This window comes from Burkholderia arboris, assembly GCF_902499125.1.
Classification (GTDB): Bacteria; Pseudomonadota; Gammaproteobacteria; order Burkholderiales; family Burkholderiaceae; genus Burkholderia; species Burkholderia arboris.
Genome location: NZ_CABVPX010000002.1, coordinates 202,056 through 223,578, shown reverse-complemented (window position 1 = coordinate 223,578; position 21,523 = coordinate 202,056). Strand labels below are relative to the sequence as shown.

At 70.9% G+C, this 21,523-nt stretch carries 7 protein-coding genes; all 7 read right to left on the bottom strand.

The window, feature by feature from the left end:
* Positions 1-10: 10 nt before the first annotated feature.
* A complete protein-coding gene (locus BLA15945_RS03445; protein WP_174991474.1) occupies positions 11-1,027 on the bottom strand; it encodes a GNAT family N-acetyltransferase in 1,017 nt (338 codons plus the stop codon).
* Positions 1,027-1,866 carry a N(5)-hydroxyornithine transformylase PvdF gene (locus tag BLA15945_RS03440; RefSeq protein WP_174991473.1) on the bottom strand — a complete coding sequence of 280 codons (840 nt, stop codon included), beginning with the start codon at positions 1,864-1,866 and terminating at the stop codon, positions 1,027-1,029. Before BLA15945_RS03440 ends, BLA15945_RS03445 begins: the two co-directional genes overlap by 1 nt.
* 63 nt (positions 1,867-1,929) lie before the next feature.
* Positions 1,930-4,170 carry a TonB-dependent siderophore receptor gene (locus BLA15945_RS03435; RefSeq protein ID WP_455578877.1) on the bottom strand — a complete coding sequence of 747 codons (2,241 nt, stop codon included), beginning with the start codon at positions 4,168-4,170 and terminating at the stop codon, positions 1,930-1,932.
* A gap of 46 nt (positions 4,171-4,216) precedes the next feature.
* Positions 4,217-5,593, bottom strand: coding sequence for a lysine N(6)-hydroxylase/L-ornithine N(5)-oxygenase family protein (locus BLA15945_RS03430; protein ID WP_174991471.1), 1,377 nt, complete (start codon positions 5,591-5,593; stop codon positions 4,217-4,219).
* Positions 5,594-5,625: 32 nt separating this feature from the next.
* On the bottom strand, positions 5,626-6,657 hold the full coding sequence (locus BLA15945_RS03425) for a GNAT family N-acetyltransferase (protein ID WP_174991470.1): 1,032 nt from the start codon (positions 6,655-6,657) through the stop codon (positions 5,626-5,628).
* Entirely contained in the window at positions 6,647-11,632 is a 4,986-nt protein-coding gene (locus tag BLA15945_RS03420) for a non-ribosomal peptide synthetase (RefSeq protein ID WP_174991469.1), read from the bottom strand. Before BLA15945_RS03420 ends, BLA15945_RS03425 begins: the two co-directional genes overlap by 11 nt.
* A gap of 9 nt (positions 11,633-11,641) precedes the next feature.
* Positions 11,642-21,316 carry a non-ribosomal peptide synthetase gene (locus BLA15945_RS03415; RefSeq protein ID WP_174991468.1) on the bottom strand — a complete coding sequence of 3,225 codons (9,675 nt, stop codon included), beginning with the start codon at positions 21,314-21,316 and terminating at the stop codon, positions 11,642-11,644.
* Positions 21,317-21,523: the final 207 nt, after the last annotated feature.

Below are 21,523 nucleotides of genomic sequence, written 5' to 3'. Positions count from 1 at the left end.
ACCCGCGCCGTCACGGCAGCCGGAAAGTGTCAAAGAACGTATCGCGCTCGATCACGGTGAGTGCCGCGCGCTTGTGCGGGAAGTCGAATTCCTTCAGCGTGTAGAACCCGAGCCGGTGCATGTACGCGATGTGCCGCACGTGATCGACGCGCGGCTCGCCGACGAGCCGCTGGGTACGCGGTTCGTCGACGAACATGTAGTGCAGCACCCCGCTCCACCACGCATGCAGCTTGCCCGCGCTCTGGAAACGCGAGTCGCCGATGAGCAGGTGCAGCCCGCGATCGTAGTCGTGCGCGTCGTAGAACGGCGCGAGGCGGTCCTCCTTCGCCCAGTAGAACTCGAAATAGCCGAACGGCGTGTCGTCGAAATAGCCGATCATCGGGTGCATGTGCGGATCGGCAAGCCGTTCGGCGAGATACGCCGCATGCTCGTCGCGCGTGCCGCGCTGGTCCCAGAAATGCGCGACGCGATCGAGGTTCATCCAGCCGCTGAACAGGTCTGCGTGCGCGTCGATGTCGACGGTGCGCAGGCTGAACGTCATCCCGACCTGCGGCATGTAGCGCGCATAGATTTCGCCGGCCGGCGACGGCGGGCGCACCGGGTGCCGGTGGCCGTTCGTGATCGCGTGGCGCAGCGGCATCCCGCCGGACGCGGGGGCCTTCAGCCACGGCCGCGGGTTCTGCCAGAACGTGGTGCGCGATACGGTGAGCCGCAGCGTGTCGCCGGCCACCTGCGCGCCGTCGATCACGCCTTCGCGCACCGCGCGTGCAACGTACGACGCGACGGCGGCCGCATCGGCGCCGCCGAGCGGCACCGAGATCGTCGCCGCGTCATGCCGCGTGTCGGTGTTGAACAGCGCGACGAACGTCGCGAGCAGCGCGTCCGGCGAAGCGTCGGGCCGCCATGTGTCGAGCGTATGCTCGACGAAGGCCGCAGCCTGCCCGTGCGCGGCGCCGTCCAGCGCGGCGGCCACGTCCCCTTCGACGGCGTCCGCGACGCCAGCCGGTTTCGTCAGCGTGTCTTCCATCACAGTGCTCCCGCGTCATGGCGGTCGGCGAGGACGTGCAGCCCGCGCTCGAGCGCCGGAAACAGGCTGCGCTGGAAGTTGTTCCAGCGCAGCTCGAGAATCGTGTCGTCCGGCGCGATCGGCGTGTCGAGCACGTCGCTGATCACCTCGCCGGAATCGATGCCGTTGTCGACGTAGTGAAACGACGCGCCCGTCATCGTCACGGGCTCGACGGACGACGTCGTGCCGTTCGCCCAGTCGACCCGTTCGCCGCGCGCGCCGTGCAGCGCGTCGAGCGTCGCCCACGCGCCGCGCCGCTGGTACGGCGAATCGTCGGCCGTGATGCCCGGGTGGATGTTCGCGATGCGCCGGTGAAAGCGCGCGCCGGGCCGCACGAGCTCGTCGAGAATCACGAGCAGCCCGTCGAGCACGACGATGTCGGCGTCGAGTTCGAGCAAACGCTCGAGCAGGCGCCGCTCGAACGCCTGCTTGCCGGCCACGCGCTCGCGCGCGTCGCGCGGCAGCCGCCGGTACGTCGACGGAATCGAGCAGAACAGTTCGTCGACCGGCCGGCCCTGCACCGTCAGCCCTTCCGGCAGGATCCACGGGCGGCCCGGCGTGCGCGCGAAGCCGTAGTCGGCCACTTTCGCGCGATCGGCCGGCGACCCGTCGTCGTCGTCGACGATCACGCCCCGGAGCGTATAGCGCTCGCCGAGCGGAGAATCGTTCAGGCGTTCGACGAGGAATTCGAGCGGCGCCTTCATGTAGCGCGTGCTGCCCTGATAGGCGACCGGCTGGCCGGCGCGATCGGCCGCGCCGTTGCGCAGCGACTGGATGTAGACGAGATTTTTCTTCGGCATGGAGGCGTCGTGGAAAAGCGGACGAAGGCGCCGCGGCCGGCCGGCGAGCCGCGGCGCGCGTCGTCACCAGTTGTATTTCGCGGTCGCGATCACGGTACGGTCGGTGCCGAACACGCAGACGTTCGACGACTGGCAACCGCTGATGTAGTGGCGGTTGAACAGGTTCGTCCCGTTCACGGCGAAGCGCCAGTTACGCGTGTCGTAGTGCACGCCCGCGTCGAACAGCGTGACGCTCGATACCGTCAGCGAGTTGTCGGCCGCACCGGCCGACGCGCTCTGGTAGCGAATGCCGCCGCCGAGGCCGAAGCCCGCGAGCGGCCCCGTGTACCACGTCCAGTCGGTCCACAGCGACGCCATCTGGCGCGGACGCGGAATGTCGACCGGCCAGTTGTTCAGCGATACGTCGTTGGCCTGCACGTTCTTCACGTCCTGATAGACGTACGACGCGATCACCGACAGGTTCCGCGTGACCTTGCCGGTCGCGCTCAGCTCGATCCCGCGCGAACGCACCTCGCCCGTCTGCACCGACTTCGTGCCGGTGGTGTCCTGGCTCGGCAGCGCCGACGTGAGCACGTTGGTCTGGTTGATCTGGTAGATCGCCGCGTTCAGCATCAGGTTCTTGCCGGGCGGCTGCCAGCGCAGACCGGCCTCGATCTGCTTGCCGCGCGTCGGCTGCGGCAGCCCGCCGCCGAGCAAGTTCACGCCGATCAGCGGGTTAAACGACGTCGCGTAGCTGACGTACGGCGACAGTCCGTAGTCGCCCTGGTACGTGAGGCCGACGCGGCCGGTGAATGCCGTGACGTCCGCCTTCGTCGACGTGCCCGCCGCACGATCGTCCTGGCGCATGTTGACCCAGTCCTCGCGGCCGCCGAGCGTCAGCGTCCAGCGGTTCCACTTGATCTGGTCCTGCGCGTACAGGCCGAACGTGTTCATCGTCGTGTACGTATTGGTGCGGAACGTCGAGTCAGGCGTGAACACCGCCGTCGTGACGGGCAGGTAGACCGGGTTGTAGATGTTCAGCGGCGGCGCGGCAGCGAGCCATTCGCTGTCGGTCGCGGTCTGGCGGTTGTACTGGAACCCGAGCAGCAGCGTGTGCTGGAGCGGCCCCGTCGCGAAGCGGCCTTCGAGGTTGTTGTCGATGTCGAAGCGGCTGTAGTTCATCTGGAACACGCCGGCCCAGCGCGACACGTCGGTCGTGCTGCCTTCGACGAAGCCGTTGCCGAATACCGAGCCGTTGTCGAGCGACAGGTGCATCAGGCGCGTGTTCTGGCGGAACGTCCACGCCGGTGTCAGGTTACGCTCGAACTGATAGCCGACCGACCACTGTTTCTTGCGGTAGTAGTTGAAGTTCCCGTCGCCCTCGTACACGTCCTTGTTGATCTGGCCGTTCGGGTTCGGCAGCACCGTGCCCTGCGCGGGCAGGAAGTTCGACGAGATGTCGCCCCAGTCCTGCAGGTACGTCGCGGACAGCGTCAGCGACGTATCCGCGTTCGGGCGCCAGCGGAACGACGGCGCGAGCGCGACGCGCTGGTCGTTGTTCGGGCCGGTCAGCGCATTGCCGTCGCGTGCGACACCGACGAACCGGTACGCGTACTTGCCGTCCGGGTCGAGCTTGTCGCCGACGTCGATCATGAACTGCTTGCGCGCGTAGTTGCCGATCTGCACTCCGGCTTCACGCACGCGCTCGCCGTCGGCGAGCTTGGTCTGCACGTCGATGATCGCGCCGGGATCGCCCGCGCCGTACAGCACCGAGGTCGGCCCGCGCAGCACGCTGATGCTGTCGATCATGTACGGATCGACGCGCCAGCTCGCGAGGTTGATCGTGTTCGGCACCTGCAGCCCGTTCACGTAGGCGGTCGGCGTGAAGCCGCGCAGCGCCGCGTACCAGTCCGAGCGGTTGTCCGAGCCATACGACGAGAAGCCCGGCACGTAGCGCAGCGCCGCGTTCACGTCGGTGGCGCCGGTCATCTCGATCTGCTGCGCGGTGACGACGTTGATCGTCTGCGGGATCTCGTTGAGCGGCGTGTCGGTCTTGGTGCCGCTCCTGCTGCGCTTCGCGACGAGCCCGACCGTGCCGTCGCTTGCCGAGGCCGCGTTGACGGTGATCGCCGGCAGCGTGCCGCTCTGCGCGCTGGTCGACGCACTGGCCGCCGCGCCGTTCGGTGCACTGCTGGCCGACGCCGCGGCGCCTGCGTTCACGGCCGGCGCCGTCTGGGCGTATGCGTGCCCTGCCGCCGCCGTACCGAACGCCACGCTTGCCGCGGCCGCGATCGCACGCAAACGCGTGCCTGTTGCCCACTCCATCTTTCTCTGCTCCACTTTTTTCATGCGGTCTCCGACCGCGCCTTTGTCAAAGAGCGAAAGCCATCCGGCCCGCGCTCACCCCGTTTTCCTGTCGTTTTTCGTGCGATGCCCGGGTCGCGCCTTCGTCATGGGCGGGCGCGATCCCGTCTTCGAGCGACGCGCAGATTTCGTCCGCGCGGCGCGCCAGTACCGACAGCAGCGTGTCGGACAATCCGTGGCTGTCTTCGCAGCAGCCTTGCAGGTAGATGCGCGGCGCGAAGTGCTCGGGCGTCGCGAGCAGGTAGTCGCGCGTGACGTCGCCGCGCGTGAGCGCATCGCCCAGGTGCGGCGCGAGCCCTTCGAGCAGCGCCGAATGCGTGTCGCGGCGGTAGCCGGTCGCGAGCACGAGCGCATCGAAACGCTCGACGCGCGTGGCGCCGCTCATCCGGTCGCGCAGCGTCAGTTCGATACGGCCGTCGGCCGTGCGCACGGCGGCCTCGATCGCGCTGTTCGCGAGCAGCGCATGACGCGGCGTGCCGTCGATGCGCTGCAGGTACAGCATTTCGTAGATCTGCTCGATCAATGGCCGGTCGACCACCGCGTAGTTGGTGTCGCGATAGCGCTCGAGCAGCGCGCGGCGCGCGTCGTGCGGCTGCGCGTAGACGATGTCGGTGAACTCGGGACTGAAGATTTCGTTGACGAACGGACTGTCGTCGGCCGGCTTCAATGCGCCGGCGCGCATCACGAGGCTCGCGTCGACGTGCGGGAAGCGGCGTGCGAGATCGATGAACACCTCGGCCGCGCTCTGCCCCGCGCCGATCACCGCGACGCGGCGGCGCTCGCCGTCGGGCGATGCGACGAGCCGGTCGATGTCGGTCAGATACGACGACGAATGGATCACGCGGTCGCGGCCGAGCGCGGCGAACGCGTCCGGAATCGCGGGCGTGCCGCCGACGCCGACCGACAGCGCGCGCGTGACGCGCTGGCGCTCGTGGCCGGCCGCGTCGCGCGACAACACGCGCAGCGCATCGATCTTCGCGCCGTCGCCGCGCACGGGCTCGATCGCCAGCACGGTTTCGCTGTAATGGACGCGCTCGTCGAACGCTTCGGCAACCCAGCTCAGGTAATCGTGGAATTCGACACGGGTCGGATAGAAGTTCTTCAGGTTGACGAATTCGTTCAGCCGGCCACGTTCGAACAGGTAGTTGATGAACGTGTAGCGGCTTTTCGGATCGCGCATCGTGACGAGATCCTTCAGAAACGAAATCTGCATCCGGCAATCGTCGAGCAGCATCCCGCGATGCCAGCCGAATTCCGGCTGGCGCTCGACGAAGCAATGGGCGAACGTGCGCGCGCCGCTGCGCTCCGCGAGGCGCACGGCCAGCGCCAGATTCGACGGCCCGAAGCCGACGCCGATCAGGTCGAATACGGTTTCTCTCTGCATGTCTCAGCTCCCTTGTCGGTGAATCCGGCCCGTCAGACGTGACGGCCGGAGAAGAACGTCTCGCGCAGCGTGCGCATCCACAGCGGCTGCGCGTCGGCCAGCGCCAGACGGCGCTGCCGCGCGAAGCCATGCCGCGCGAGATGGTCGGCAACCCGCGCATGGCCGGCCGGAACGGCACAGCCGACCGCTTCGGTACGCGGGTCGTCGAGAAACAGGTAATGCACGACGGACGGCAGCCAGCCGGCCACGCAGTGCGGGCCGCGCCAGCGCGATTCGCCGACCAGCATCCGCAGCCCGCGGTCGTAGTCGCGCGCCGCGACGTGCGGCGCGAGCGCGTCTTCCTTCAGCCAGACGGCCTCGAAATACGCGAACGGTTCGCCGTCGAAGCAGCCGACGAGCGGCGTGACGTGCGGATCGGCTTCCGGTGCGCCTGCCGTGCCGCATTGCGCGGGCTGCGCACCCGGCCAGCCGTCGCGCACGCGTGGTTCGTCGAACCAGCGCGCGAGCCGTTCGGCGTCCTCGGCCGGCTGCCAGCCGCGCAGCGTGAAGCGCACGCCGAGCGCCGGCAGGTCGCGCGCGTAGACGTCGCCGCGCGGTGCGGGCGGCCGGCGCGGATGACGCCGGCCGCCGGTGAACGTGTGCAGCGTCGCGCACGGCAGATGCGGGCCGACGAGCCACAGGTCGGCCTGTTGCGCCCAGCCGTCGCGCAGGCAGCGCCCGCCGTCGGCGAGCACGCCGCTTGCGCGCAGCGCATCGAGCGCGACCGCGGGCCACGCGGCCGGGTCGAGCCGGATCGCCGCGTGGCGCGCGCTGTCCGAAAACGCCGCGGCCAGCGCGGCCAGCAGCGCACGCCGCTGGTCGGCCGGCGCCGCACGATGGTTGTAGGCGACGAGACGCAGTGCGCCGTCGTCGCCGAGTTGTGCGCGCAGCAACTGCGCGCTGATGCCATCGCCCTGCGCGACGCGGATCTCGGCGCCGTCGCGCACGGCGAACAGGCCGTCCGCGAACGCGAGGCGGTACGTATCGAGCATCGTGAATCCGTCCGGACGCACTTCAGCCAGCATGGCGCGCCTCCTGTCCCGTTTCCGCTGGCGCATCGCACCGCGCGCCGAGTGCCGCGAGCGTCGGCGATGCGAACACGTTGGCGATCGTCAGCGCGTGGCCGGCGCGGACCGCCGCGTCGATGAAGCGCACGACGTCGAACGACGTCGCGCCGGCTTCGAACAGATCCGCGTCCGGCTCGGGGGCGGCCGTCGCAAACGTATCCGACCACAGCGCCGCGAGTGCGGCCGCGGCGTGCGACGGTCGGGCGTGCGCCCGTGCGTCGCCGCTTGCGAGTGCGCCGGACGCATTGTGCATGGACGCATGCGCATCGGGCGCGCCGAGCGCCGCTTCGGACGCGCCGGCGAAACGCGCGACTTCGTCGTGATAGACATCGACAAGCGCATCGACGAAACCGCGCTCGAGCAATTCGTCCGCATACGAGAACGCGGCGCTCACGCGGCCGTCCGGATGTTCGACGACGTCCAGTTCGAGCGTGAACACGACGCGATGACGCACGTCGTCGAATCCGGCCAGCGACAGGCCGGCCCAGTCGCGCGCGGCGGCACCGGTCGGACGCAGGTAGTTGAACATCACCTGGAACAGCGGATTGGCCTGTGCGGCCCGCGGCGTACGCAACGCGGCAACGACGTCGGCGAACGGCACGTCGGCGTGCGCATACGCGGCGAGCGCCGTATCGCGTACTTGCGCGAGCACGTCCGCGCGGCGCGCGGCCGGGTCGATCCGCGTACGCACGACGACCGAGTTGATGAAGAGGCCGAGCGCATCGCGGGCCGCATCCCCCGTGAGTTCGCGCGTCGATGCGAGCACGCCGACCGGCTGGTCGGCCGCGCCCGTCGCGCGGAACAGCGCGGTGTTGAGCGCCGCGTGCAGCAGCATCGGCAGCGTGGCGTGCGACGCCGATGCGGCGTCGCGCGCGGCGCGAATCAGCGATGCGTCGAAATCGAACGCGATACGTGCCGCGCGCCATTGCGGCACGGACGGCGCATCGTCGCGCTGCGGCAAGACACGCGACGGCAGATCGGCGAGCGCATCGCGCCAGTACGCGACACGTGCCGGATGGCACGGTGTGGGCAGCACGAGCGGCACGGCCAGTTGAACGGATTCGTCGGCCGGCACGGCGCTGCCCTGCATGCGGGCGACATAGCGTGCGCGCACGGCGTCGAGCCACAGCTCGATCGATTCGCCATCGGACACGATGTGATGGATCGTCACCGACAGCACGTGGTCGTCCGCGCCGAGCCGCAGCACGCGGGCGCGCCACAGCGGCGCGTCGGCCGCGAGGTCGAACGGCGCGAGTGCATCCTCGTCGGTCAGCGCGGCCGCGCGGGCAAGCGCATCGGCTTGGGCCGACAGGTCGATCACCGGCAGTTCGACGGCAATGTTCGCGTCGATCCGCTGGCCCGGCAGCGCGCCGTCGCGGGCGACGAGCCGCGCACGCAGCGCCGGATGCACGGCTGCCGTCGCCGAGAACGCGGCGCGCAGCGCATCGACATCGAGCGGGCCGCGCACGCGCAGCGCGACCGGAATGTTGTACGCGGCGCTGTCCGGCTGCGCGCGCCACAGGAACCACAGGCCGAGCTGCGCGGGCGACAGCGGCCACACGCCGTGTGCGTCGGGCTTGGCCACCGCGACACCCGGCGCTGCGGCGCCGGCCTGCGCGGCGCGCGGCGCGTCGGCCACCTGCAGCGCGTACTGTGCGAGCACGGGCGCTTCGAACAGCGCGCGCACCGGCACGTCGCGGCCCAACCGTTCCGCCACGCGCGTCGCGACGCGTACGGCCGCGAGCGAATGGCCGCCGAGATCGAAGAAGTGATCGCCGCGGCCGACACGCCCGAGATTCAGCACGTCGCACCAGATCGCCGCGAGCGCGGCTTCGTCGCCGTCATGCGGCGCCTCGTATGCGCGTTCGACGCGCACCGGCGCCGGCAGCCGCGCACGGTCGACCTTGCTGTTCGCGTTGCGCGGCAGCGCGTCGAGCACGATCAGTTGCGCGGGCACCATGTAGTCGGGCAGCGTGCGGCGCAGGTGCGCGTCGAGCATCGCCGCTTCGACCGGCTGCACCGCTGCCTGTGCATCGGCGGTCAACTCGACATACGCGACGAGCTGCGCGAGCGCGCCCTGCCCGTGCACGACCGCACAGGCCTCGCGCACCGCATCGTGCGCGGCCAGCTGCGCCTCGATTTCGCCGAGTTCGATGCGCAGCCCGCGCAGCTTCACCTGGTGATCGACGCGGCCGATGAAGTCGAATACGCCGTCCGCACGGCGTCGTACGAGATCGCCGGTGCGGTACAGGCGCGCGCCCGGCGCGCCGTACGGATCGGGCACGAAGCGCTCGGCCGTCAGCGCCGGACGGTCGAGATAGCCGCGCGCGACGCCGATCCCCTCGCCGCCCAGGTACAGCTCGCCGATCACGCCGACCGGCAACGGGTGCAGCCGCTCGTCGAGCACGTGCGCGGTACGCGCGCCGACCAGCGTGCCGATCGGCAGATAGGCGGCGTCGCCGAGCTTCGCCAAATCGTCGCCGGGGCGGAACATCCACAGCGTCGGCGTGATGACCGTCTCGGTCGGGCCGTAGCCGTTGACCACCCGCACGTTCGGCAACGCGCGGCGCAGCATCGCAAATGCTTCGCGCGACGTCGCCTCGCCGCCAACGGTCAACGAACGCAGCGTCGGCGGCGCACCGTGCGCGAGCGCCCATTCGGCAAGCTGGGCGGCGCAGCCGGGCGGCACGTAGGTCATCGTCACGCCGTCGCGGACCATCATTGCGCAGGTCTGCGCGGGCGGCCACAGCACATCGGCCGTCACCGACACGGCGGCGCCCGACATGTATTGCGAGAACCAGCCTTCGTGTGCGCCGTCGAAATTGACCGACTGGAACAGCAGGAACACGTCGTTCTCGCCCGCGCCGTAGCGCTCGGCGATCGCTGCGCAATGCAGCGCGAACGACGCATGGTCGACGATCACGCCCTTCGGCTTGCCGGTCGAGCCCGACGTGTAGATCGCGTAGGCCGCGTGGCCCGGCAGCACGTCCGGCAGCGCGACGTGCGCGGCTTCGTCGAGCGCGTCGATCGCATCGGCACGCCACACGCGCAGCGCCGGCAATTCGGGCAGCGATGCCGCGCTCGCACCGTCGGTCAGCACGTGCGCGATGTTCGCGTCGCCGACGATCTGCGCGAGCCGTTCGCGCGGATGCGCGGGATCGAGCGGCACGAACGCGGCGCCCGACTTCAGCACCGCGATCAGCGCGACCAGCAGGTCGACCGAGCGCTGCAGCGCAACGCCGACGCGCATCTCGGGCCGTACGCCGGCCGCCACCAGATGGCGCGCGAGGCGCGCCGCGCGTGCATCGACTTCGCCGCGCGTCAACGCACGATCGATATCGGCGACGCCGCGTGCATCGGGCCGCGCCTGCGCATGCGCGGCGATGCGGGCATGCACGGGAACGAACGGCTCGGCGCCGGTCGCGCCGGCCGGCGCGTTCCATGCAAAGAGCTGCGCCCGCTCGTCCGCGGGCAGCCAGTCGAGATCGCCGACCGGCATGTCGGGGCGTGCAAGCGCATCGGTCAGCAGCGTGACGAAGCGTACGGCCAGCCGTGAAATTGCGTCCGCGTCGAACAGATCGAGCGCGTAAATGAACGCGGCGGCGAACGTGCCGTCCGGCGTCGCTTCGACGGACAGCGTCAGGTCGAACTTCGCGGACGGCGTGCCGGACGGCAGCAACGCTGCCGCCGCCGCGCCGAGCGCCGGCAGCGCGCGGCGTTCGCCGTACGCGGCCATCACCTGGAACAGCGGATGGTGGCTCGCGCTGCGCGGCACGCCGAGCGCGTCGACCACCTGTTCGAACGGTACGTCCTGGTGCATCTGCGCGTCGACGAGCGCGCGCTGCGTGCGGGCGACCAGCGACGAGAAATCGCCGTGTGCGGGTACGTCGACGTCGATCGCCAGCGTATTGACGAAGAAGCCGATCAGGCCGGCGACTTCCGCGCGCTCGCGGTTCGCGGCCGGCACGCCGACGCAGATCCGCGCATCGCCGGTCGCACGCGCCAGCAACGCATCGAGCGCGGCCAGCAGCACGGCGAACGGCGTGGCGCCCGATGCAGCAGCAAATGCGCGCAGCTGCGCGCCGACGCGTGCGTCGAGCGAAAACACATGGCGCGCGCCGCGCGCACTGCGGCGCGCCGGCCTGGCCGTTGCGCCCGGCAGCGTCAGCACGCCGCGCTGCGGATCGAGTCGGTCGCGCCAGAACGCGAGCTGGCGGTCGCGCTCGCCGGCATCGAGCCAGCGGCGCTGCCACAGCGCGTAGTCGGCATACTGGATCGGCAGCGGCCCGAGCGGCACCGGCCGGTCGGACGCATACGCGCGATAGAACGCCGCGAGCTCTTCCAGCATCACGCCCGACGACCAGCCGTCCGATACGATGTGATGCACGGTCAGCGCGAGCCAGTGATGCGTCGCGTCGAAACGCACCAGGTGTGCACGCACGAGCGGCGCCGCCCCGAGATCGAACGGCTCGGCCTCATCGGCCGTCGCGACGGCCTCCGCACGCGCGACGCGCTGCGCGTCCGGCAACGCTTCCAGATCGGTCTCGCGCCACGGGCAGCGCAGCGGTGCGTGGATCGTTTGCGCCACGCCATCCTGCGCTTCGTCGAAGGTCGTGCGCAGCGCTTCGTGGCGTGCGATCAGCGCATCGCACGCGAGCCTCAGCGCATGCACGTCCAGCGCGCCCGTCAGCGCCAGGCGCTCGGTGATGTGATACGCGTCGGGTGCGTCGATCAGCCGTGCATGCAGCCACAGCCGCGTCTGCGCGAACGACGCCGGCACGCGGTCGCTGCGCGGCGTGCGCGGCGGAATCGGCAGCACACGGAAGTCGATGCCGGCCGCGCCGAGCTTGTCGATGAAGACCGCGCGCTGCGCGTCGGGCAGTTGCGCGAAACGCGTCGCGAGCGCAAGCCAGTCGGGTTGAACCTTCGTCATCCGTCGTCCTTATTGGGTTTCCAGTTCGCCGAGCAACGCGTCGATCGCGCTCGCCGCGTCGGTCTCGCCGCGCGCCGCGCAGGCCGCGTCGATCGCTTGCGCGCAGCGCGCCAGCGTGCGGGTGTCGAACAGCGTGCGCAGCGGCAGCGCGAGCCCCCAGTGCAGGTTCGCCTGCGCGTGCGCCTGCGTCGCGAGCAGCGAATGGCCGCCGAGCAGGAAGAAATCGCCGTCGCGGCCGATCGTGTCCACATGCAGCACGCGCTGCCAGATTTCCGCGAGCGCGCGCTCGGTATCGGTCGCGAGCTCGACGGCTTCGGCCGTTTCGCGCACCGGTGCCGGAAGCGCATGGCGGTCGCACTTGCCGTTCGGCGTGACGGGCAACGCGTCCAGCTCGATCAGCTGCGACGGCACCATGTACGCCGGCAGTTGTGCGCGCAGTGCGTCGAGCAGCGCCGCACGGTCGAGCGGGCCCGCGTCGCCGCGGGCGACATAGCCGATCAGTTGCTCGTCGCGCACGATCACGACCGCATCGTTCACGCCGGGCGCCGCACGCAGCAGCGCCTCGATCTCGCCCGGCTCGATCCGCTGGCCGCGCAGCTTCACCTGCGTGTCGACGCGGCCGAGGTAGTCGAGCGCGCCGTCGGCGCGGCGCCGCGCGAGATCGCCCGTGCGGTACATGCGCGCGCCCGGCACGAACGGATCGGGCACGAAGCGCTCGGCGGTCAGCGCCGGACGGCCGAGATAGCCGCGCGCAAGACCCGCGCCCGCGAGATACAGTTCGCCGGTCGCACCGGCCGGCACCGGCTGCCACGCGGCATCGAGCACGTGAAGTTGCAGGTTCGCGATCGGATGGCCGATCGGCACCGCGACCGCATGCGCGTCGTCGGGGCCGCAGGTCCAGTGCGACACGTCGATCGCGGCTTCGGTCGGTCCGTACAGGTTCACGAGCGTCGCGTGCGGCAGCAGCCGCGCCATCTTCGCGACGAGTTCGGGCGCGAGCGCCTCGCCGCTCGCAACGATCAGACGCACGCTGTCGCATTGCGCAGCGGCCGAAAAATCGTCGAGATGCGCGGCGAACGCGGCCAGCATCGACGGCACGAAATGCAGCACCGTCACGCCGTGCGCGTGGATCGCGGCCGCGAGACGCGCCGGATCGCGATGGTCGCCGGGCGCGGCGATCGCGAGCTTTGCGCCGATCGCCAGCGGCCACACGAATTCCCAGACCGACACGTCGAAGCCGAACGGCGTCTTGTGCAGCACGACGTCGTCGCGCGTCAGCCGGTATGCGTGCTGCATCCATGCGATGCGGTTCGCGAGCGCGCCGTGCGAGTTGCCGGCGCCCTTCGGCTTGCCGGTCGAACCGGACGTGTAGATCAGGTACGCGAGCTGCGCGTCGTCGATCGCGGCGGCTGCGTCCGTGGGCGTGCCGTCGGCTTCGCCCGCTTCATCGGCAAGCAGGTCCGCGACCGTCAACAGTTGCGTGCCGGAGCCTTCGCCCAGCGCGGCCTCGACCTGCTCGCGCAGGTGAGCCTGCGTGATCGCGACGGCCGGCCGCGCGTCGCGCAGCAGGTAGGCAATACGCTCGGCCGGATAGTCGGGATCGACCGGCAGGTACGCGGCGCCTGCCTTCAGCACGCCGACGAGCCCCATCACCATGTCGAACGAACGCTCGACGCACAGCGCGACCGGCGTGTCGGGCTGCACGCCGCGCCGGCGCAACGCGGCCGCGATGCGCGACGTGCCGGCATCGAGTTCGCGATAGGTCGCGCGATGCACGCCGCCGTGAACGTCCGCGTATTCGAGCGCGATCGCATCGGGCGCTGCCTGCGCCGCATCGGCGAATTGCCGGTGCAGCGGCTGGCGCTGCGACGCCGGCCATTCATGCGCGGTGTTCTGGGCGAGCGCCAGTGCGTCGCGAGTGGCGTCGTCGGCGATCGACAGCGTGCCGAGCAGCGCGTCCGGCGTACGGGCCAGCGCATCGAGCGCGCACGCAAATGCGCGGTGCCAGGTCTCGACCTGACGCGCATCGACGCGTGCGGTGTCGTAGCCGTAGTCGATCGTCAGTTCGGCGCCGCTCTCGATCACGAGCGTCAGCGCAAAATCGGTCGATTCGATGCTGCGTACACCGCTCAATGCCAGCGCACGCGGATCGGCATCGCGCACCGACTCGTCGACCGGGTAGTTCTCGAACACGACCAGCGTATCGAACAGTGCGCCGCCCGCTCCGCGCGCCCAGCGCTGGATGTCGGCGAGCGGCGTGTGCGCATGCTCGGCGGCGGCCGCATTCTCGCGCTGCAGCGTTTGCAGCCAGTCGGCCGCGCGATGCTGCGGCGCCGGTGCGGTGATGACCGGCAGCGTGTTGATGAACAGACCGAGCACCGCGTCGACGTCCGCGAGCGCATCGGGACGTCCCGCGACGGTCGCGCCGAATGCAACGGCCGGCTGGTGCGTCATCCGCTGCAGCGCGAGCGCCCATGCGCCCTGCACCAGCGTGTTGACGGTCAGCTTCAGCGCGCGCGCCGTCTGCACGACACGCGCCATCGTGTCCGCATCGAGCGTCGCGCGCCACGTGGCCATCTCGGCATCGGCGCGATCGGCCGTGCGCTCGGCAATCAGCGTCGGCGCATCCAGGCGCGCGAGGCGCTCGGTCCAGAAGCGCTCGTTGGCGCCGCGGTCGCGCGTGCCGAGCCACGCGATGAAGTCGCGATAGCGCAGCGCCGGGCGGGTCGCGAACGGCGACACGGCGTCCGGATCGCGATAGTCGCGCAGCACGTCGGCGAGCAGGCGCGCGGTGCTCCAGCCGTCGAGCAGCACGTGGTGACGCGTCCACACGACGCGCCATGCGTCGTCCGTCACGCGGATCAGCGTCAGCCGCATCAGCGGCGGCTCGCGCCAGTCGAAGCCGCGCGTGCGGTCGGCCGCGAGCCATGCGTCGAAATCGGTGTCGAACGTGGCGCCGCGCTCGCGCCAGTCGAGCTGCTCGACCGGCATCCGGGCATGACGATGCACGCACTGCAGCGGCGCGGCTTCGTCCGGCATCACGCTCGTGCGCAGGATGTCGTGACGCGCGACCGACGCGTCGAACGCGGCGGCGAAACGGTCGGCGTCGAGCGCAGTCGCGGTCGCGACGAGCTGGTTCACGTAGCTTGCGTGGCCGGGCGCGAACAGCGCATGGAACAGGATGCCCTGCTGCATCGGCGACAGCGGATACACGTCGTCGATCGCGCGCCAGTCGAGCGGCGTGCGTTCGATCGCGGCCTGCGTGAGGCCGGCGGCCTGCGCGAGCGGGAAATCGCCCGGCGTCGCACCGGCACCGCGATGCGCAATGCGCGACGCGCACGCTTCGACGAGTTCGCGCAGCGCCGACGCGAAGCGTTCGGCGAACGCGTCGATCGTCGCGCGCTCGAATTGCGGCGCGCCGTAGACCCAGTGCACCTTCAGCGTACGTGCGCCGTCGCGATCCGTATCGAGGTACGCGTGGATCGCGAGCGCATTGCCGAGCGGGCCTTGCGGATCGCGCTCGACGCCGGTGCCGCCGAAACGCGGCACGAGCGTTGCATCGCGCGGCGCGTCGAACTGGCCGAGGTAGTTGAACGTGACGCGCGGGCGCGGCACGGCGGCCAGCGCCGCACGCGTCGTCGCATCGCCGTAGTGTGCGAGCACGCCGAAACCGAGCCCCTTGTGCGGCACCGCGCGCAGCGTGTCCTTGACGGCGCACAGCGTGTCGCGTGCAGTCGCGGCGACCGGCAGCAGCACCGGGTAATGGCTCGTCAGCCAGCCGATCGTCCGGCTCGCATCTGCGTCGTCGAACAGTGCTTCGCGGCCATGTCCCTCCAGCTCGACGCGGCACGATGCGGCGCCACGAGCGCCGGCGATTGCCAGCGCAAGCGCCGCGCCCAGCAATTCGATCGTCTGCGTGCGGTAGGCGGCATGCGCGTCGGTTAGCGCGGCGCGGGTCAATGCCGCATCGAGCGTCTGCACGACGACGGCTGCATCGGCGTTCGTCGCCGCTGCGTCGGGATGGTCGGGTACGAGATCGTCGCCCTGCGCCATGCCGGCCCAGTACGCGGCTTCGCCCGCGAACGGCGCTGCCGGTTCCGTCGCGGCGCGCGCGAGCCGCGCGGCCCAGGCGTCCGCGCGCAAGCCCGGTTGCGACAGGCGGACCGGCGTGCGTTCGCATGCGGCGCGGTAGGCCGAGTCCAGGTCGTCGAGCAGGATGCGCCACGACACGCCGTCGACGATCGCATGATGAATCGCGAGATACAGCTGCGTCGAGCCGTCCGGCAGCCGTGCCGCACACGCGCAGGCGAGCGGCCCGCGGCCGAGGTCGAGACGGCGCTGCAGCGCGTCGAAGCGTGCGAGCGCGTCGGCTTCATCGCGTGCGGCGACTTCGACGAACGGCAGCGCATCGTACGCGTTCGCGGCATCGCTCGCGTGCCACGTGCCGTCCGCGCGGCGCGCGAAACGCTGGCGGAATGCGTCGTGATGCGTCAGCAGCGCGTCGAATGCGCGCGCGAATGCGTCGGCGTCGAACGAACCGCGCACGTCGAACGCAACCGACTGGTTCCAGTGGCCCGGGTGCGGAACATCGAGCGCGAAGAAGCGTTGCTGTGCGGGCGTCAGGATCGACGCGGCAGCCGGCGTTGCCGCTGCGGGTGCGACCGCGTTCGCAGGCTGCGCGGCAGCGGCCGTGTCGTCCGTCTTCGCGATGCGGGCCAGTTCCGCGACCGTCGGGCCGTCGAACAGTTGCTTCGGCGTGAAGCGCACGCCGCGCTTGCGCGCACGGGCGATCACCTGCAACACGAGGATCGAATCGCCGCCGAGTTCGAAGAAGTTGTCGTCACGGCCGACGCGCGGCGCCTTCAACACGGCCTGCCAGACTTCGGCGAGCACCGTTTCGACCGCGCCTTGCGGCGCATCGCCGGACGCGACCGCAACCGGCGCGGCCGCGACTTCACGCAACGCCGCGCGATCGATCTTGCCATTCGCCGTCACCGGCAGGCGCGCGAGTGCGACGAACTGCGCGGGCACCATGTAATCGGGCAGCTTCGCGGCCAGCGCCGTACGCACGGCGGCTTCGTCGAACGCCGCGCCATCGCGCATCACGACGAACGTCGCGAGCCGCAGGCGGCCGTCGTGTTCGATTGCAAGCGTCTCGGCCTGCGCGATCGGGCCGGCCGCGCGCACCGCCACACTCACCTCGCCGGGTTCGACACGGTAGCCGCGGATCTTCACCTGGTCGTCGATGCGGCCAAGGAATGCGAGGCGGCCATCGGGGCGCAACCGCACGCGGTCGCCCGTGCGATACAGCCGCGCACCTGGCGTGAACGGATCGGGCACGAAGCGCTCGGCGGTTTGCGCCGGGCGGCCGAGGTAGCCGCGCGCGACACCCGGCCCGCCCAGATACAGCTCGCCCGTCGCGCCGGCCGGCACGCAGGCGCCGAACGCGTCGAGCACGAGCGCGCGCGCATTGGGCAACGGCTGGCCGAGCGGCACGCCGCTCGCGGGATCGCGCGCATCGGCGGCGATCGATGCCGTGTCGCAGGCGATCGCGCCGACCGTCGCTTCGGTCGGCCCGTAGTGGTTGATCACGCGGCAAGCCGGCGCGAGCGCGGCCAGGCGCGCGACGAGCGCCCACGTGAGCGTTTCGCCGCCCGTCACCAGCGCATGGCGCGGCAGCACGTCGGCCGGCACGCACGCGTCGAGCAGCGCCTGCAGGTGACTCGGCACGATCTTCAGCACGCCAACTTCACGGCGGCGCATTTCGCCGGCGAACAGGTCCGGATCGAACGCGCAGGCAGCCGGCAACAGGTGCAGCGTGCGGCCCGCGCACAGCGCGCCGAACAGCGTCGTATGGCCGAGGTCGGCCGCGACGGTCGACACCATCGCGAACGATGCGTCGGGGGCGAACGCGAGTTCGTCGAGCATCCCCTGCACGTAGTCGGCCAGTGCGCCGTGCGACACGACGACGCCCTTCGGCGTGCCGGTCGAGCCCGACGTATAGATCAGGTACGCGCCCTGTTCCGGGTGCGGCGCGACGCGTACGCCGCCCGCATGGGCGAGCGTCGCATCCTGCGCGAGCGTGTCGACGTCGAGCGGCTGCGTGTCGATGCCGGCCGGCCACGCGGCCGTGTCCGCGACGAGCGCCCAGCGTGCGCCGCAATCGGTTGCCGCCGCGGCAAGCCGTGCGGCCGGTTGCGCCGGATCGAGCAGCACGGCGAGCGCGCCGGCCTTCAGCGCGCCGAGCAGGCCGACGACGAAACGCGCCGATCGTTCGATGCAGACGATCACGGACGCTTCCGCGGCCACGCCACGCTGCGTCAGTGCGCGGGCGATGCGGTTCGATGCGTCGTCGAGTTCGGCGAACGTCAGCGATGCCGATGCGTCGGCAAGCGCCACACGATGCGGATAGGCGGCCGCCTGCCGCGCGAACGCGGCAACGATGTCGGCGTGCTCGACGCGCAGCGCACGACCGTCGCGCGGCTGGCGCGAAGCAGCCGATGCATCGCACGGCAGCGCGGCCGTCGTGCGCTGCGGATCGTGCGCAGCCGCGCCGACGAGGGTCGCATAGCTGTCGAGCCACGCGCGCGCCGTCTCGGCGTCGATGCAGTCGGTCGCATAGGCTGCGACGAGTTCGATGCCGTTCGCGTCGTCGGTGAAATCCAGCGCGAAGTCGAAGCGCGCGGCGAGATCCGGCCCCGGCGTCGCGACCGCCGTGGCACCCGGCAGCACGCTGTCGTGCCGTGCGTCGAACTGCTGCGCGAACTTCACGCGCAGCCATTCGTCGCCACGCTTGACCGGCGGCTTCACCGCATCGACGACGCGCTCGAACGGCACGTCCTGGTGTGCGACCGCGTCGAGCGCCGCCGTGCGCGCCGCATCGACGAGCGCGCGGAACGGCTGCGTCGGCGCCACGCGCACGCGCAGCGCGACGGTATTCAGGAAGAGGCCCAGCAGCGCGCGCGTTTCGGGGCGCTGGCGATGCGCGACCGGCACCGCGACGACGACATCCGTTGCGCCGGTCAGGCGCGACAGCCACGCGTCGAGCGCGGCCAGCAGCACCGTGAAGACGGTGGCCTGCGCATCGCGCGCGAGTTGCCGCACGTCGGCCGCGACCGCATCGGGCAGGCGCACCGACACGCGCGCGCCTTGCAGCGTGCGCACGGCGCCCGGCTGACGGTCGACCGGCAGCGCGAGCGGGCCCGGCACGTCGCGCAATGCGCCACGCCAGTAGTCGAGCTGGCGCTCGCCCTCGCCGCCGGCCAGCATGTCGCGCTGCCAGTCCGCATAGTCGGCGTACTGGATCGGCAGTTCGGGCAGCGACGGTTTGTGCCCTTCGGCATATGCGCGGTACGCCCCCGACAGTTCGTCGAACGCGCAGCGCGAGCTCCAGCCGTCGGTGATCGCGTGATGCGCGGTCAGCAGCAGGCGGTGGCGGTCGCCGGCGAGCGCGACGAGCGTCGCGCGCAGCAGCGGGCCGCGTGCGAGGTCGAACGGTTCGGCCGCGTCGCGCTCGGCGAGACGCGCGGCTTGCGCATCGCGCGCGGCCGGTGGCTGGTCGCGCAGGTCGACATCGGCGATCGACACCGGCAGGTGCGCATGAATCCGCTGCATCACGACGCCGTCGTCGTTGTCGACGAGCGTCGTGCGCCATGCCTCATGACGCCCGATCACGTGATCGAGCGCGCGCTGCAGCGCGTCGCGGTCGAGCGCGCCATCGATCGTCCAGTGCGCGGCGATGTGATACGCGGCACTCGCATCACGCGTTTGCGCGAGTACCCAGAAGCGTTGTTGTGCGAGCGAGGCCGCGCGATCGACGTGCGGTGCGCCCGATGCAGCGGCGTCGGCCGGCGTGCGGCGCGCGCCGATGGCGGCCAGCGGTTCGCCGGTCTCGCGCTCCGCACGATCGACCTGCTCAGCCAGTTCGGCGAGCGCCGGATCGGCAAACAGCGTGTCGAGTCGCAGATTCACGCGCACGGCCGCACGGATCGCGGCCTGCAGTTGCATCGCGGCGAGCGAGTCGGCACCCAGCGCGAAGAAGCGGTCGTCGCGCGACGGCACGACATCGAGGCCCAGCAGCGTCTGCCAGAGGCCGGCGATCTGCTGTTCGGTCGGCGAGCGCGGCGCATCGCCGGTACCTTGCGTCGTGTCGCGCGCCGCGGCAATCCGCTCGCGCAGTGCTGCACGGTCGATTTTGCCGTTCAACGTATACGGCAGCGCGTCGCCACGCACGAACCGGTGCGGCTGCCACGCGGCCGGCAATTGCGCGGCCACGTGCGCTTTCAACGCCTCGTCGTCAGCCGCCGCGCGCAGCACGACGCACGCGATCAGCCGCGTCGGCCCGCTGCCAGTTTCGGCGACCACGGCCGCGTCGGCCACGGCGGGATGCGAGCGCAGGCACGCGGCGATTTCCGCCGGTTCCACGCGCACGCCGCGCACCTGGACCTGATCGTCGAGGCGGCCGAGATAGTCGAATGCGCCGTCGTCGCGCAGCCGTGCGAGATCGCCGGTGCAGTAGACGCGCGCGCCCGGCTCACCGTCCGCATCGGGAATGAAGCGTTCGGCCGTCAAGGCCGGGCGGCCGTGATAACCGCGTGCAACACAGACGCCGCCGAGCAGCAGCTCGCCCACGCCGTCGTGCCGGGCGCCGTCGATACGCGCGACGCGCGGGCCGATCACGCGGCCGATCGGCAGCGACGCATACGCATCGTCGGCGGCCAGCACGGGCGTCTCGCCCGGCTCGACCGGCCACAGCATCGGCGAGATCACGGCCTCGGTCGGCCCGTAACCGTTGATCAGCCGTACCGACGGGAACGTGCCGCGCACGAATTCGAATGCCTGCTGCGGCAGCGCTTCACCGCCGAACGCGAGCACGCGCAGCGCCGGCGGCACGCCTTCGCGCGCGGCGACGGCTGCGAATTCGCGCAGGTAGGCAGGCGGGAACGCGGCGACGTTGACCGACTCGCGCACCAGCAGCGCATGCGCGGCGTCCGGCGCGAACGGTTGCGGCGGCGCCACGACGATGCTTGCGCCGATCGCGAGCGGTGCGAGCCAGCATTCGTGCGCGGCGTCGAAGTTGACCGACGCGAAATGCAGCAGACGGTCGCCGGCCTCGATCGGCAGCGCGGCCGCAAGCGCGTCGCAATGCGCGGCGAGCGGCCCGTGCTCGACGACCACCGCCTTCGGCGTGCCGGTCGAGCCCGATGTATAGATCATGTAGGCGGCCGAACGCGGGTGAACCGGCACTTCTTCGTCGTCGGCGACGAGACCCGGCTCGCCGGTTGCTTCCGCGGCCGGATCAAACGCCTGTTCGAACGGCGTGCCGAGCGCTGCACGGCCGGCCGCGTCGACGATGCCGTGCCGCAGTTGCGCGTCCTGCACGATCCAGTCGAGGCGCGCGGCCGGATGGCGCGGATCGAGCGGCACGAACACGCCGCCCGCCTTCAACACGGCCAGCAGCGCGACGAACAGTTCGCACGAACGCTCGACACACACGCCGACCCGCACTTCCGCGCCGACGCCGGCCGCGCGCAGTTGCCGGGCCAGGTGCGACGCCCGTGCGTCGAGCGCGCCGCGCGACAGGCGCAGGTCATTCTGGAAAGGGACCGCGATGGCGGGTGCGTCGGGCGCGATGCGCGCCAGTTCGCGGATTCGGTGATGCAGCGCAGTCGGGAAACTCGTCATGTGCGTGAAGTCCTTCGGTCCGGCCGCTTCGGCCAAGTCTCGGGGCCGCTTGGGGCGGCTTCACTGGTGTGACGAACGACGCGGCCGATTTTTTACCGTTTTGCGCTCAAAGTGCTTGCGGCCGCTTTTTTTGACGGCGTTGCTAAATATTTGCGCGGCCCGTTCGTCTATCAGGGAGGAAAGCCGGAACGGGGCACCGCCTCGCCC

What these genes read in the sequence shown, in the direction of transcription:
- BLA15945_RS03415 (WP_174991468.1), bottom strand. Translation starts at nt 21,316, where the DNA reads ATGACGAGTTTCCCGACTGCGCTGCATCACCGAATCCGCGAACTGGCG.
- BLA15945_RS03440 (WP_174991473.1), bottom strand. Translation starts at nt 1,866, where the DNA reads ATGCCGAAGAAAAATCTCGTCTACATCCAGTCGCTGCGCAACGGCGCG.
- BLA15945_RS03420 (WP_174991469.1), bottom strand. Translation starts at nt 11,632, where the DNA reads ATGACGAAGGTTCAACCCGACTGGCTTGCGCTCGCGACGCGTTTCGCG.
- BLA15945_RS03445 (WP_174991474.1), bottom strand. Translation starts at nt 1,027, where the DNA reads ATGGAAGACACGCTGACGAAACCGGCTGGCGTCGCGGACGCCGTCGAA.
- BLA15945_RS03425 (WP_174991470.1), bottom strand. Translation starts at nt 6,657, where the DNA reads ATGCTGGCTGAAGTGCGTCCGGACGGATTCACGATGCTCGATACGTAC.
- BLA15945_RS03435 (WP_455578877.1), bottom strand. Translation starts at nt 4,170, where the DNA reads ATGGAGTGGGCAACAGGCACGCGTTTGCGTGCGATCGCGGCCGCGGCA.
- BLA15945_RS03430 (WP_174991471.1), bottom strand. Translation starts at nt 5,593, where the DNA reads ATGCAGAGAGAAACCGTATTCGACCTGATCGGCGTCGGCTTCGGGCCG.